This is a genomic window from Streptomyces toyocaensis (assembly GCF_000725125.1).
Taxonomy (GTDB): Bacteria; Actinomycetota; Actinomycetes; order Streptomycetales; family Streptomycetaceae; genus Streptomyces; species Streptomyces toyocaensis.
On sequence record NZ_JFCB01000008.1, the window covers coordinates 147,687 to 161,460 of the forward strand.

The window sequence follows — 13,774 nt, forward strand, 5'->3', positions numbered from 1 at the left end:
CTGGGGGCACCTCCCAGCGACAGCTGGGGGACAATCGGAAGCACGGGAAGAGATGTCGGCACCGAATAAGTCGTACGACCCTGTCGAGGTCGAGGCGTTGAAACCGGAAGAGATCGAGCGCATGCGGGACGAGGCGCTCGCCGCCTTCGCCGCCGCGGACTCCCTCGACGCGCTCCAGGAGGCCAAGGTCGCCCACACCGGTGGCACCTCGCCGCTGGCCCTGGCCAACCGCGAGATCGGCGCCCTGCCGCCGCACGCCAAGGCCGACGCCGGCAAGCGTGTCGGCCAGGCGCGCGGTGCCGTGAACAAGGCCCTGGCCGCCCGCCAGGCCGAGCTGGAGGCCGAGCGCGACCAGCGCGTCCTGGTCGAGGAGGCCGTGGACGTCACCCTGCCCCACGACCGGGTGCCGGCCGGTGCCCGGCACCCCCTCACCACGCTCTCCGAGCGTATCGAGGACGTCTTCGTGGCCATGGGCTACGAGGTCGCCGAGGGCCCCGAGGCCGAGGCCGAGTGGTTCAACTTCGACGCCCTGAACATCGGCCCGGACCACCCGGCCCGCGGCGAGGCCGACACGTTCTTCGTCCAGGGCCCGGAGGGCGGCAGCGAGTCCGGTGTCGTGCTGCGCACGCACACCTCGCCCGTGCAGATCCGCTCCCTGCTCGACCGGGAGCTGCCGGTCTACGTGATCTGCCCGGGCCGCGTGTACCGCACCGACGAGCTGGACGCCACGCACACCCCCGTCTTCCACCAGGTCGAGCTGCTCGCCGTGGACGAGGGCCTGACCATGGCGGACCTCAAGGGCACCCTGGACCACATGGTCCAGTCGCTGTTCGGCGCGGAGATGAAGACCCGGCTGCGGCCGAACTTCTTCCCGTTCACCGAGCCGAGCGCCGAGATGGACATGCTCTGCTACGTCTGCAGGGGCGCGTCCGTCGGCAACCCCGACCGGCCCTGCCGCACCTGCTCGTCCGAGGGCTGGATCGAGCTCGGCGGCTGCGGCATGGTCAACCCGCGGGTGCTCACCGCCTGCGGCGTCGACCCGGAGAAGTACAGCGGCTTCGCCTTCGGGTTCGGTATCGAGCGGATGCTGATGTTCCGCCACAACGTCGAGGACATGCGAGACATGGTCGAGGGTGACGTCCGGTTCACCCGGCCGTTCGGGATGGAGATCTGATGCGGATCCCGCTTTCTTGGCTGCGGGAGTACGTCGACCTGCCGGCGACGGAGACCGGCCGTGACGTACAGGCCAAGCTCATTTCGGCCGGTCTTGAGGTCGAGACCGTCGAGCACCTCGGCGCCGACCTCAAGGGCCCCCTCGTCGTCGGCCAGGTGCTGACCATCGAGGAACTGGAGGGCTTCAAGAAGCCGATCCGCTTCTGCACCGTCGACGTGGGCCGGGCCAACGGCACCGGTGAGCCGCAGGAGATCGTCTGCGGCGCCCGCAACTTCGCCGTCGGCGACAAGGTCGTCGTGGTGCTGCCCGGCGCCACCCTGCCCGGCGGCTTCTCGATCTCCGCGCGCAAGACGTACGGCAAGACGTCCCACGGCATGATCTGCTCCAGCGACGAGCTGGGCATGGGCGACGACGGCTCCCACGGCATCATCGTGCTGCCGCCGGAGACCGAGGTCGGCAAGGACGCCGTCGAGCTCCTCGAACTGGTCGACGAGGTCCTGGACATCGCCGTCACCGCCAACCGCGGCGACTGCCTGTCCCTCCGTGGTGTCGCCCGCGAGACCGCCATCGCCTACGGCCTGCCGCTGCGCGACCCGGCGCTGCTCGACGTGCCCGGTCCCAACGCCTTCGGCTACCCGGTGAAGGTTTCCGACCCGGCCGGCTGCGACCGCTTCACCGCCCGTACGGTGACCGGTCTCAGCCCCGAGGCGCGCTCCCCCATCTGGCTCCAGCGCCGCCTGCAGAAGGTCGGCATGCGCCCGATCTCGCTCGCCGTGGACGTCACCAACTACGTGATGATGGAGCTGGGCCAGCCGCTGCACGCCTACGACCGGAACCTGGTCCGGGGCACCATCGGCGTCCGCAGGGCCGAGGAGGGCGAGAAGATCGTCACCCTCGACGGCGTCGAGCGGACGCTGCACGCCGAGGACCTCGTCATCACCGACGACCGCGGTCCGATCGGCCTCGCGGGTGTCATGGGCGGAGCCAACACCGAGATCGCCGACCACGGCGCCTCGGGCGACGGCGGCGACGCGACGACCGACGTGGTGATCGAGGCCGCGCACTTCGACCAGGTGGCCGTCGCGCGCACCGCACGCCGGCACAAGCTGTCCTCCGAGGCCTCCCGCCGCTTCGAGCGCGGCGTCGACCCGCAGGCCGCCGCCGCTGCCGCGCAGCGCACCGTCGACCTGCTGGTGCTGCTCGCCGGCGGCACCGCCGACGCCGGTGTCACCGAAGTCGTCGCCCCGGCCGCGCCGCACACCGTCTCCGTCTCCGCCGACCACCCGGACAAGGTCGCCGGTGTGACGTACGGCCGGGAGACCGTCGTACGCCGCCTCCAGGAGGTCGGGTGCGACGTGTACGGCCAGGACGAGCTGATCGTCACCGTGCCGTCCTGGCGGCCCGACCTCACCGACCCGAACGACCTGGCCGAGGAGGTCATCCGGCTCGAGGGGTACGAGAACCTGCCCTCCACGCTGCCCAGGCCGCCCGCCGGCCGGGGCCTGACCGCCCGCCAGCGGCTGCACCGCCGCGTCGGCCGCGCTCTCGCCGGGGCCGGCTACGTGGAGGCACCCAACTACCCGTTCGTCAGCGAGAAGGTCTTCGACCAGCTCGGCCTGGACGCGGACGACCCGGCCCGCCGTGTCGTCAAGCTGGTCAACCCGCTCAGCGACGAGGAGCCCGCGCTGCGGACCTCGCTGCTGCCGGGTCTGCTCGGCGCGCTGCGCCGCAACGACGGCCGGGGCTCGCACGACCTCGCGCTGTTCGAGACCGGCCTGGTCTTCCAGCCGCGCGACGAGCGCGGGATCGCCGAGGACCTGCCCGTCGACCGGCGCCCCAGCGAGGCCGACGTCGCCGCGCTGAACGCCGCGCTGCCCGACCAGCCCCGGCACGTCGCGGTGGTGCTGGCCGGCGCCCGCGAGCAGGCCGGCTGGTGGGGCAGGGGCCGCCCGGCCGACTGGGCCGACGCGGTCGAGGCGGCCCGGACCGTCGCCCGCGAGGCCGGTGCCGAACTCGGCATCCGCAAGGGCCAGTACGGGCCGTGGCACCCGGGCCGCTGCGCCGAGCTGACCGTCACCGTCGACGGCGCCGAGCGCGTCATCGGCCACGCCGGGGAGCTGCACCCGCGCGTCCTGAAGACCCTGGGCCTGCCCGCGCGCAGCTGCGCGATGGAGCTGGACCTGGACGTCCTGGAGCGGGTCGGCGACGACACCCCGCAGGCGCCGGGCATCTCCACCTTCCCGGTCGCCACCCAGGACGTCGCGCTGGTCGTCGACGCGTACGTGCCCGCCTCGGACGTCGAGGCGGCGCTGCGCGAGGGCGCCGGGCCGCTGCTGGAGTCCATCCGCCTGTTCGACGTGTACGAGAACGCCGAGCAGCTCGGCGAGGGCCGCAAGTCGCTGGCGTACGCGCTGCGGTTCCGCGCGAACGACCGGACGCTGACCGTCGACGAGGCGTCGGCGGCCCGCGAGTCCGCGGTCGCCCTCGCGGCCGACCGCACCGGGGCCGTCCTGCGGAGCTAGCTCCTCCGGGTGACGCCGGTGTGGTGGGGGCGTGCGTACACGCCCCCACCACACCGGCACCCCTCTCCCGCCCGCCACCTCACTCGTTCGGGTGACTATTCCGGGCGGTACGTCCGGATCGGGTGAGGCGTCGACAGAATCGGACCGGCCTCTCGAGGCCGGTCTGCGCTGTCCGGGCCTGTATGGGGGCCATCGGCATGTTCCGCTTCACGCCCGGGGCTTCCCGCTGGGTACCATCCCGGCTCCTCTCGCGGGCGCCCACCCTCACCGGTGCCCATCGGCTGGGGCGCCGCCGCGGTCACCTACCGGCTGACCTGCCCGCCGGCCCACGACGACGCCCTCGGCGCCCGTCTGGTCAGCAGCGCCGTCCTGTGCGCGACCGCCGACCGGGGAGCCCGGATCGGCGGCGATCTGTACGAGGTGCTGGCCACCGAGCACGGTGTGCGGGCAGTCATCGGTGACGTCCGCGGGCACGGACTCGGTGCCGTGCGCACCGTGGCCGCCGTCCTCGGCAGCTTCCGCGAGGCCGCCCACGACGAGCCCGAACCGGCCGGGGTGCTGCGCCGGCTTGAGCGTGCGATGGCCCGGCACCTGCGGGAGCGAAAGGACGGCGAGCAGAGTCCGGCGGATGCCGACGCCGGCTTGCCCGCGGGCGAGGAGTTCGTCACCGTACTGCTGCTGGAGTTCCTCCCGGACGGGGAGGTGCGGGCCCTGAACCGCGGACATCCCTGGCCGCACCTGCTGACCGGTGCCCGGGCCGAGCCGCTCGCCCGAACCGGTCCGCTCCCGCCCCTCGGGCCGTTCCCGCTGCCGCCCGGCCTGCCCGTGGTTCCCTGACGCCTGCCGCCCGGCGGCACACTCGTCCTGCACACGGACGGGGCCGAGGAGGCCCGGAACGCCGTGGGCCGCTTCCTCCCGCTCCGGGAGGTCCTCACCGAGGCCGCCCGTACCCGCGCGCCCACGGCCCAGTCGGTGCTGCGCGCGGTCCTCCGTGCGCTCCTGCGCCACTCGCCCGGCCCCCCGAGGGACGACGTGGCACTGCTGGTGCTCAGGAACGAGCGGTACGCGCGGCACCCCGTTCCGCCCCCGCGCCCCCGTGCCACGTCCGGCGCGCCCCCGGCGGACCACCTGTGGTGCCCCGCGTGGTCGCCCGCCGGCCCGGGAGCGGGCCGACCGCCTGCTTCTCCCACGGAGTGACCGGCCGTCGGCTCCCGGGCGGAGCCGGCGGGGCCGTCCGCCCCGCCACGGAGTGTCGGGCAGGTAGCCGGGCGGACGGCGCGGAAACGGGCCGCCGCACTTGTACGAGGGGGAGCCGGCGGCCCGGCCGGCCTCTTTCGAGGCAATTCAGTCAACCGGCTGGAAACTCTCCGCGACAGTGCGCGCACACTACGGATCCTGGCACTCCGTTCACACCCCGTGTGAATCGGCAGCCACTAGTCTGTCCGCACCGAACCACCGGGGGGACCGCATGCAGCCCAACACTCTCCTCGACGCGGTCCTGGACGAGGCCGGGATCTCGCACGCCGGCCTCGCGGCGCACGTCAACCAGGCCGGACGGGCGCGCGGTCTGTCCCTCAGGTACGAACACACCGCCGTGGCGCGGTGGCTGAAGGGGCAACGGCCCCGCGGGCAGGTGCCCGACCTGATCTGCGAGGTGCTCGCCGCCCGGCTGCGGCGTCCGGTGACCCTCGACGACATCGGACTGGGCGTGCCCGGCGAGCCGGCCGCCGCGCACTCCGGATCGCTCTGCGGGTTCGTCGAGCGGGCCACCGCGCTGTGGCGCTCCGACCAGCAGCGCCGCCCGCACACAGTCGGCGCCCCCACGGTCACCGGCACGCCCGCCGTGATGCCGGTGTGGGAGTGGGAGAACCCGCCCGAGGACGTGGACGTCTCCCGCGGCGGCCGGCATCCGGTCACCCCGAACGACCTCGACATGCTGCGGGCGGCCCGCTCCCACTACGAGCAGATGTACCGCAAGGCCGGTGGTGTGGCGACCCGCGCCCGGATCGTCGCCTTCCTCAACGCCGAGGCGGCCCCGCTGCTGCGCGGCAGCTACACCGACGCCACCGGCCGTCAACTGCACCGCGCCACCGGCGGTCTGGTCGCCGTCGCCGGCATCTGCGCCTATGACTCCGACGCGCACGGGCTCGCCCAGCGCTACTTCCACCAGGCGCTCCGGCTGGCGAAGGCCAGCGGGGACCGCGGGCTCGGCGCCTACGTGATCGCGCTGCTCGTCAACCAGTCGCTGTTCCTGCGGGAGTACCGGCAGGCCGTCGCCTTCGCGGAGGCCGCGCTGCGCGCCGCCGGCAGCCGCATCACCCCGGCGCTCGCCTCCGACCTGTACGCGATGCAGGCCAAGGCGTACGCGCACCTGGGCGACGGCACGAGCGCCCTGTCCCGCATCCGGCGGGCCGAGCAGTCAGCGGAACGCATCCGGCGCGGACACGAGCCCGACGAGACCGGTTACGTCCAGCCCGGCCTGGTCAACGTCCAGGTGGCCGAGGCACTGCTGAGCCTGGGTGAGCTGGCGGCCGCCGGGGAGCACGCCGCGGCGGCCGTGGACACCCCCGCGCACGACCGGGGCCGGGTGCACCGGCTGGCCATGCTGAGCACCGTCGAACTCCGCCGGGGCGACGCCGACAAGGCGGTGGCCACCGCGGTGCGGATGGCCGAACAGGCCCGGGGCATGGAGTCGCAACGGCTGCGCGACAGGCTGCGCGCGGTGCGCGGACATCTCGTGCGCAGCGGCTGCCCGGGCACGGCCGAGGCGGCCGAACTCATCGACGGGACCCTGCGCGTCCCGCTCTGAGAACCTGCCCGCATCACCGCGGCCCTCCGGCACCGCGGTCCGCCGTGCGCCTCCGCCGCGCCCTCCGCTGCGCCGCGGGCGGCCTCCCGTGCGCCTGCTGACGGCACCTCTCCTGCTGGGATATTGCCAGGTACTCCGTCGGAAGGTGGCAGAACCGTGCAGTGGACGAAGCAGAACGAACAACGTGTGTACGCAAACCGCTGGTTCAGCGTCAATCTCGCGGATGTCGAACTGCCGGACGGCCGGCACCTCGACCACTTCCTCATACGGCTGCGCCCGGTCGCGGTGGCGACGGTGGTGAACGACGCCAACGAGGTCCTGCTGCTGTGGCGGCACCGGTTCATCACCGACAGCTGGGGCTGGGAACTCGCCGCCGGCGTGGTCGAGGACGGCGAGGACCTCGCCGGGGCCGCGGCGCGGGAACTCGAGGAGGAGACCGGCTGGCGGCCCGGCCCCCTGCGCCACCTGATGAGCGTGGAGCCGTCCAACGGCCTCAGCGACGCCCGGCACCACGTCTACTGGGCCGACGAGGGGGAGTACGTCGGCCACCCCGTGGACGCCTTCGAGTCCGACCGCCGGGAGTGGGTGCCGCTCAAGGTGGTCCCCGACCTCGTCGCCCGCGGCGAGGTCCCGGCCGCCGGCATGGCGGCCGCGTTACTCCTGCTGCACCACCTCAGGCTCGGCCAGGACGGCAGGCCCTGACGCCCAGGGGCCCGGGCACCCGCGGCCGGGTGCCCGGGCCCCAGGGGGAGTCCCTCAGCCGTACGTGTAGAAGCCGGAACCGCTCTTGCGGCCGAGCCGGCCCGCGTCGACCATGCGCTGGAGCAGCGGGGGAGCGGCGTACAGCGGCTCCTTGTACTCCTCGTACATCGAGTACGCGACCGAGGCCACCGTGTCCAGGCCGATCAGGTCGGACAGCTTCAGCGGGCCCATCGGGTGGGCGCAGCCCATCTCCATGCCGTTGTCGATGTCCTCGCGGCTGGCGATGCCCGACTCGAACATCCGGATCGCGGAGAGCAGGTAGGGGATCAGCAGCGCGTTCACCACGAAGCCGGAGCGGTCCTGCGCGAGGATCGCGTGCTTGCCCAGCACCTTCTCCGCGAAGATCTGGGCCCGGCTCAGCGTGCCCTCGGAGGTGGTGAGCGCCGGGACCAGCTCGACGAGCTTCTGCACGGGGGCCGGGTTGAAGAAGTGGATGCCGATGACGTGGTCGGGCCGCGAGGTGGCGACCGCCAGCTTCACCAGCGGGATGGAGGAGGTGTTGGAGGCCAGGATCGCGTCCGGCCGGGTCACCACCTGGTCGAGCACCTGGAAGATCTCGGTCTTGACCTGCTCGTTCTCGACCACGGCCTCGATCACCAGGTCACGGTCGGCGAACTCGCCGAGGTCCGTGGTGAAGCTCAGCCGGGCCTGCGTGGCCGCCAGTTCCTCCTCGGTGATCTTCCCGCGCTCGGCCGCCTTCGACAGGGAGTTGAACAGCCGGGTACGGCCGATCTCCAGGGCTTCGCCGGTGGTTTCGGCGACCTTGACGTCCAGTCCGGCCCGGGCGCACACTTCGGCGATCCCGGCGCCCATCTGACCGCAGCCCACCACTCCGACGCGTTCGATGTCGGTCACATCGTCCCTTTCGCTACTGCTTACGGCTGTGGCAGGGTGCCGGGTCCCGGCGCCTGCTCCGTTCGTGCACGTTACTCCGAAGTATCGATGATCGATCGCGCGGGTGGGGCATCCTGGCCGGGAGACGGTACCCGACCAGCCGGTTCGACGGCACACGAGGGAGCGCGATGGGGCGGGTGTCCCGCAGGGGCTTCACGGCGATGGCGCTGGCCGCGCTGGCGACGATGCCGCAGGCGTCCGCCGCGCCCGGGCGCGGCCGCGGAGCCCCGGGGCCCGGGGCGCGGCGGCGCGGACGGCGAGATGCGCGGCATGTGGGTCGCCACCGTGACCAACCGCGACTGGCCCTCGCGTCCCGGCCTGAGCGCCGCCCGGCAGCGTGCCGAGCTCACCGCCCACCTCGACGCGGCCGTCCGCGCCCGCCTCAACACCGTGGTCCTCCAGGTACGGCCCACCGCCGACGCCCTGTGGCCCTCGCCGTACGAGCCGTGGTCGCAGTACCTCACCGGCGTCCAGGGCGCCGACCCCGGCTGGGACCCGCTCGGCACGGCCGTGGAGGAGGCGCACGCCCGTGGTCTGGAGCTCCACGCCTGGTTCAACCCGTACCGCGTGGCCATGCACGCCGACCCCGCCCGGCTCGACCCCTCGCACCCCGCCAGGCGCCACCCCGACTGGATCGTCCGGTACGGGGACAAGCTCTACTACAACCCGGGGCTGCCCGAGGTCCGCGCCTTCGTGCGGGAGGCGATGCTCGACGCGGTGCGCCGCCATCCCGTCGACGCCGTGCACTTCGACGACTACTTCTACCCGTATCCCGTGGCCGGCCAGACCTTCGACGACGACCGCGCCCACGACACGTACGGCGGCGCCTTCCCGGACCGCGCGGCCTGGCGGCGGGACAACGTGGACCGGCTGGTGCGCGAGACGGCCGCGGGGATCAAGGCGATCCGGCCCGGCACCCGCTTCGGCATCAGCCCGTTCGGGGTGTGGCGCAACGCCGAGGTGGACGAGCGGGGCTCCGCCACGCGCGCGGGCGTGCAGACGTACGACGATCTGCACGCCGACACCCGCAGGTGGGCCCGGGAGGGATGGATCGACTACATCTGCCCACAGCTCTACTGGCACATCAGCCACGCCCCCGCCGACTACGCGGAACTCGTCCGGTGGTGGGCCGACGTGGTCCGGGACTCCGCCACGCGCCTCTACGTCGGTGAGGCGCTGTACAAGGCCGGCGACCCGGCGCAGCCCGCCGCCTGGCGCGACCCGGCCGAGCTGTCCCGCCACCTCACGCTGGCCGGGACGTATCCGCAGGTGCGCGGACACGTCTTCTTCGCCGCCCGTGAGGTGGCGGCCGATCCGATCGGGGCGATGGCGCGGGTGGTCGCGGACCACTACCCGCCGCCCTCGTGACCGCCGCGCCGGCCGGGTTCCTAGTGCTGCGGGGTCCGGTGGCGGATCTCGGTGTCGGGGCCGGGTGAGCACACGCCCTCGTGCCCGTCCTCGAAGCGGACGCGGTAGGGCGGGTTCCCCTCCTGGCCCATCACTTCGACGATCTCACCCACCTTGTCGTGCTGGCCGACCACCCTGCCGTGCTGGACAAGCTGGTCACCCTCGGTTGCGCGCATCGGGGCCTCCTCTCCACCGCGTGCCCGCTGGGTCACGGCGATGCACACGAGCACCGCCGCGGCCGTCAGCGGGGCGGCCGTCGTCAGGTGCTCGTTCAGCAGCAGCACCGACCACACCAGTGTGAGCAGCGGCTGGGCGAGCTGCAACTGGCTGGCCCTGGGGATGCCGATGGCCGCCATGCCCCGGTACCAGACGATCAGCCCGAGGAACTGCGAGCCCGCCGCCACCCACAACAGGCCGGTCACGGCGTGGGCGGTCGGCCGCACCGGCTCGACGGTCAGCGCGACCGCGGCGGCGGGCAGGGCGAGGGGCAGGCAGAGGACCAGCGCCCAGCCGATCACCTGCCACCCCGGCATCACGCGGGCCAGCCTGCCGCCCTCGGTGTAGCCGGCCGCGCAGACCAGCAGTGCCCCGAAGAGGTACAGGTCGGCCGTGGTCAGCGCGCCGCCGCTCTGCCGCACGGTGAACGCCACCACCGCGGCCGCACCGGCGAGGGCCGCCGCCCAGAAGGCTCGCGGGGGCCGGGACCCGACGCGCAGGGCGGACAGCAGCGCCGTGGTCAGCGGGAGCAGACCCACCACGACGGCCGCGTGCGCGGTGGTCGACGTCTGCAGCGCCAGTGTGGTCAGCATCGGGAAGCCGAGCACCACTCCGGCACCGACCACCGCGAGGCCGGGCCAGTGCCGCCGGGCGGGCGCCGGGATGCGCAGCGCCAGCAGGCACCCGCCCGCGATCAGCGCCGCGAGCACACTGCGCACGGCCACCAGTGACCACGGACCGAAGCCCTCGAGACCCCAGGCGGTGGCCGGGAAGGTGAGGGAGAAGGCGATGACGCCGAGGGCGGCCTGGACGGTGCCGAGGCGGCTGCGGTCCCGGGGGGCGGCAACTGCTATCGCAGGTGCGGTAGTAGCGCTACTCTCTGCTCTCATGCAAGAGCGTAGCAGTGTCGGTGACCTGGCGGAACGGCTGCGGCGGGAGGTGAACCGCTACCCTCCTGGTGGAAAGCTCCCGTCCAGCCGCGTCCTCGTGGAGCGGTTCCGCGTGAGCCCGGTGACCGTCTCCCGGGCCCTCGCGGTGCTCGCCGCCGAGGGACTGGTGGTCACCCGGCCCGGTGCCGGGGTGTTCCGCGCGCAGCCCCGCGCCTCGGCCGCCCTCGCGGGCGACACCTCCTGGCAGGAGGTCGCCCTCAGCGCCGACGGCGCCGAGGGCCTCGTACCGCGCTCGGTGGACGCCTCCGGTGTGCTCGTCTCGCTGGCCGCGCCGCCGCCCGGGGTGATCGAGTTCAACGGCGGCTATCTGCACCCTTCCCTGCAACCCGAGCGGGCGATGGCGGCGGCCCTGTCCCGGGCCGGACGCCGGCCGGGCGCCTGGGGACGGCCGCCCATGGAGGGGCTGCCGGAGCTGCGCGAGTGGTTCGCGCGCAGCGTCGGCGGCTCGGTGTCGGCGGCCGGGGTGCTGGTCACCGCGGGCGGGCAGTCCGCGCTGACCACCGCCCTGCGGGCCCTCGCCCCGCCGGGCGCCCCCGTGCTCGTCGAGTCGCCCACCTACCCCGGGATGCTGGCCATCGCCCGCGCGGCCGGACTGCGCCCCGTGCCCGTACCGGTGGACGCGGACGGCGTACGGCCCGTGCTGCTCGCCGACGCGTTCCGGGCGACCGGCGCCCGCGTCTTCGTCTGCCAGCCGCTGTTCCAGAACCCCACCGGCGCCGTGCTCGCCCCGGAGCGGCGTGCCGAGGTGCTGCGCATCGCCCGTGAGGCGGGCGCGTTCGTCGTCGAGGACGACTTCGTCCGGCGGCTGGTGCACGAGGACGCGGGCCCGCTGCCCCGTCCGCTCGCCGCCGACGACCCCGACGGAGTGGTGGTGCACGTCTGCTCGCTGACCAAGGCGACCTCGCCCAGCTTCCGGGTGAGCGCCCTGGCCGCGCACGGCCCGGTGCTGGAGCGGCTGCGGGCCATCCAGGTCGTCGACACCTTCTTCGTGCCCCGCCCGCTCCAGGAGGCCACGCTGGAACTCGTCGGCTCGCCCGCCTGGCCGCGTCACCTGCGCGCGATCTCCGCCGATCTGCGGGCCCGCCGGGACGCGATGACCGCCGCGCTCCGCCTGCGGCTGCCGGAACTCGCGCTGCCGCACGTCCCTTCCGGCGGCTACCACCTCTGGCTGCGGCTGCCGGAGGGCGCCGCGGAGTCCGCCCTGGCCTCCGCCGCTCTGCGCGCGGGCGTCGCCGTCACCCCCGGCCGCCCCTACTTCAGCGCCGAGCCCCCGGCAGGACACCTCCGGCTGAGCTTCGCGGCGGTGGCCGGCGTGGGCGAGATCGCCGAGGGCGTACGGCGCCTGCGCACCGCCTGCGACGAGGTGCTGGGATAACGGTTCGACGCCGTCCCGCCCGGCCTGCGAACATCCCGCCATGACCGACACCCCGCGCCTGCCCGAGGGCTACGAGATCTCCACCGACCCCGCCAGGATCGACGCGGCCCGTGTGCACGGCTGGCTGTCCACCGACGCGTACTGGGCCCTGGGCCGCCCCCGGGAGAAGCAGGACCGGGCGATCGAGGGCTCGCTGAACTTCGGTGTCTACGACAGCGCCTCGCGGGACCAGGTGGCGTACGCCCGGGTCGTCACCGACCGGGCGACGTTCGCCTGGCTGTGCGACGTGTACGTCGACCCGTCGGTACGGGGCAAGGGGATCGGCACCGCGCTGGTGGCGGCCGTGCGGGAGGTACTGCGGGCGTTCGGGCCGAAGCGCGTCATGCTGGCCACGCACGACGCGCACGGCGTCTACGAGAAGCTGGGGTTCCGCCCGCTGGAGCGGCCGGACCACTGGATGGCGCTCGTCTTCGAGTGATGGGTGGCGCAGAGGTGTCCCGGGTGCCCGCCCGGTGCGTTCTTACCGGCGAGTAAGGTCACGGACACCCGGAGTCACGGCGTGGCGGCACCCCTTGACCTGTCCACTCCGGCGACTGACGATCGCGGCATGGCACTTCGGGTCACGTTCGTCGCCGCCGCGGGGAGCTCCCCGGTGCTCGCCGAGCGCTTCGAGGACGACCGGCCGCTGGACCAGGCCGGGTGGGGCGAGGTGCAGCGGGTCGCGCACGAACTGCTGCCGCTCGCGGCGGCCGATCTGCGCTACTGTTCCCCGGCCCCGCGCAGCCGTGCCACCGGGGAAGGGCTGGGATACGCGCCGCTGGTGCAGCTCGCCCTCCGCGACTGCGACATGGGCCGCTGGCGGGGGCTGACCCTGGGTGAGGCGATGGCCCGGGAGCCTCAGGCCGTGGACGCCTGGCTGGCCGATCCGCGGGCCACACCGCACGGCGGGGAGTCGCTCCTGGACTTCGTCGGCCGGGTCGGCGGCTGGCTCGACACCCGGCCGGTCGAGGACGGCTGCCGGATCGTCGCCGTGGCCGAGCCGTCGGTGATCCGCGCAGCCCTGGTGTACGTACTGAAGGCGCCGCCCGCCACGTACTGGAGCATCGACGTCCGCTCGCTGTCGACGGTCGGCGTGAGCGGCCGGGCGGGCCGCTGGAGCCTGCGCCTGGAAGGGACCTGCGCTCAGTCCACGCGCGCGTAGCCGGTGGTCAGCTCCAGATCCTTGGCGGGACCGCGCACCCGCCGGACCGTCCGCCAGTGGCCGGCGTCGCGGACGGTGGACTCGTCCCGGTAGAGGTCGGCGGAGCACGGGTGGTCGGCGACGTGCCGGCCCGCGGTGAGATCCAGGTCGTGGAACCGGCGGCCGTCCGCGAACCGGACGTCCGCCGTGCCGCCCGGCCCGGGCAGGAAGCGCAGGGTCCGCCCGGCGGGCCGGGTGACGCCCCGCCCGGTGAAGGCGCCGGACTCCCGGTGCAGCAGACCCCCGCACTCCAGCGGGCCGGACACGACCGTGCCGGCGAACCGTCCCTCGTCGCCGCTCGCCAGGTCCCGCACGGTCCGTTCCGCCCGCCAGTGGCCGGCGAGGTAGGTCAGTGCGTCGGGTACCGGCCAGAACTCGCCCATGGCGCCCCGTTCCCGCGTGGTCCGCGCCCTCGCGCGACCCAT

11 protein-coding genes and 2 pseudogenes are annotated in these 13,774 nt (G+C 74.0%); 9 read left to right on the top strand and 4 right to left on the bottom strand.

Annotated elements, in window-relative coordinates; genetic code table 11:
* Nucleotides 1–52 precede the first annotated feature (52 nt).
* From pheS to BU52_RS11975, 5 genes and pseudogenes are all read left to right on the top strand, one after another.
* Complete coding sequence (gene pheS, locus BU52_RS11955) at nt 53–1,174, top strand: phenylalanine--tRNA ligase subunit alpha (protein ID WP_037932421.1); 1,122 nt, start codon at nt 53–55, stop codon at nt 1,172–1,174.
* Nucleotides 1,174–3,696, top strand: coding sequence for a phenylalanine--tRNA ligase subunit beta (gene pheT / locus BU52_RS11960; protein ID WP_037932423.1), 2,523 nt, complete (start codon nt 1,174–1,176; stop codon nt 3,694–3,696). Before pheS ends, pheT begins: the two co-directional genes overlap by 1 nt.
* A 270-nt stretch (nt 3,697–3,966) precedes the next feature.
* Nucleotides 3,967–4,893 (top strand): annotated as a pseudogene (locus BU52_RS33460) (PP2C family protein-serine/threonine phosphatase).
* A gap of 271 nt (nt 4,894–5,164) precedes the next feature.
* Nucleotides 5,165–6,505, top strand: coding sequence for a hypothetical protein (locus BU52_RS11970; protein WP_037932425.1), 1,341 nt, complete (start codon nt 5,165–5,167; stop codon nt 6,503–6,505).
* Nucleotides 6,506–6,661: 156 nt separating this feature from the next.
* Nucleotides 6,662–7,207, top strand: a complete 546-nt coding sequence (locus BU52_RS11975) for an NUDIX hydrolase (RefSeq protein ID WP_037932427.1) — start codon at nt 6,662–6,664, stop codon at nt 7,205–7,207.
* A gap of 54 nt (nt 7,208–7,261) precedes the next feature.
* On the opposite strand, the gene BU52_RS11980 is transcribed toward BU52_RS11975, so the two are convergent.
* A complete protein-coding gene (locus tag BU52_RS11980) occupies nt 7,262–8,122 on the bottom strand; it encodes a 3-hydroxybutyryl-CoA dehydrogenase (protein ID WP_037932429.1) in 861 nt (286 codons plus the stop codon).
* 309 nt (nt 8,123–8,431) lie between these two features.
* On the opposite strand from BU52_RS11980, the gene BU52_RS11985 reads away from it, so the two are divergent.
* The gene (locus tag BU52_RS11985) at nt 8,432–9,529 is read left to right on the top strand and encodes a glycoside hydrolase family 10 protein (RefSeq protein WP_456154820.1); all 1,098 of its coding nucleotides are present in this window, start codon (nt 8,432–8,434) and stop codon (nt 9,527–9,529) included.
* A 20-nt stretch (nt 9,530–9,549) separates the two neighbouring features.
* Here the strand turns inward: BU52_RS11985 and BU52_RS36265 are convergent, their stop codons facing one another.
* Nucleotides 9,550–9,744, bottom strand: a complete 195-nt coding sequence (locus tag BU52_RS36265; protein ID WP_149550594.1) for a DUF1918 domain-containing protein — start codon at nt 9,742–9,744, stop codon at nt 9,550–9,552.
* 15 nt (nt 9,745–9,759) lie between these two features.
* Nucleotides 9,760–10,674 (bottom strand): annotated as a pseudogene (locus tag BU52_RS11990) (DMT family transporter); the annotation flags it as partial.
* Between BU52_RS11990 and BU52_RS11995 the strand changes: the two are divergent.
* From BU52_RS11995 to BU52_RS12005, 3 genes are all read left to right on the top strand, one after another.
* Nucleotides 10,673–12,109 carry an aminotransferase-like domain-containing protein gene (locus BU52_RS11995; protein ID WP_037932431.1) on the top strand — a complete coding sequence of 479 codons (1,437 nt, stop codon included), beginning with the start codon at nt 10,673–10,675 and terminating at the stop codon, nt 12,107–12,109. The pseudogene BU52_RS11990 and the gene BU52_RS11995 overlap by 2 nt on opposite strands.
* A gap of 40 nt (nt 12,110–12,149) precedes the next feature.
* Nucleotides 12,150–12,587: a GNAT family N-acetyltransferase gene (locus BU52_RS12000; protein WP_037932433.1), complete on the top strand. Its 438-nt coding sequence runs from the start codon at nt 12,150–12,152 to the stop codon at nt 12,585–12,587.
* A gap of 129 nt (nt 12,588–12,716) precedes the next feature.
* Complete coding sequence (locus tag BU52_RS12005) at nt 12,717–13,310, top strand: histidine phosphatase family protein (protein WP_037932435.1); 594 nt, start codon at nt 12,717–12,719, stop codon at nt 13,308–13,310.
* On the opposite strand, the gene BU52_RS12010 is transcribed toward BU52_RS12005, so the two are convergent.
* A complete protein-coding gene (locus tag BU52_RS12010; RefSeq protein WP_037932437.1) occupies nt 13,292–13,732 on the bottom strand; it encodes a DUF6314 family protein in 441 nt (146 codons plus the stop codon). The genes BU52_RS12005 and BU52_RS12010 overlap by 19 nt on opposite strands.
* Between the last annotated feature and the right edge of the window lie 42 nt (nt 13,733–13,774).

Coding starts and splice junctions, on each gene's coding strand:
- pheS (WP_037932421.1), top strand. CDS start 53: ATGTCGGCACCGAATAAGTCGTACGACCCTGTCGAGGTCGAGGCGTTG.
- pheT (WP_037932423.1), top strand. CDS start 1,174: ATGCGGATCCCGCTTTCTTGGCTGCGGGAGTACGTCGACCTGCCGGCG.
- BU52_RS11970 (WP_037932425.1), top strand. CDS start 5,165: ATGCAGCCCAACACTCTCCTCGACGCGGTCCTGGACGAGGCCGGGATC.
- BU52_RS11985 (WP_456154820.1), top strand. CDS start 8,432: ATGTGGGTCGCCACCGTGACCAACCGCGACTGGCCCTCGCGTCCCGGC.
- BU52_RS36265 (WP_149550594.1), bottom strand. CDS start 9,744: ATGCGCGCAACCGAGGGTGACCAGCTTGTCCAGCACGGCAGGGTGGTC.
- BU52_RS11995 (WP_037932431.1), top strand. CDS start 10,673: ATGCAAGAGCGTAGCAGTGTCGGTGACCTGGCGGAACGGCTGCGGCGG.
- BU52_RS12000 (WP_037932433.1), top strand. CDS start 12,150: ATGACCGACACCCCGCGCCTGCCCGAGGGCTACGAGATCTCCACCGAC.
- BU52_RS12005 (WP_037932435.1), top strand. CDS start 12,717: ATGGCACTTCGGGTCACGTTCGTCGCCGCCGCGGGGAGCTCCCCGGTG.
- BU52_RS12010 (WP_037932437.1), bottom strand. CDS start 13,732: ATGGGCGAGTTCTGGCCGGTACCCGACGCACTGACCTACCTCGCCGGC.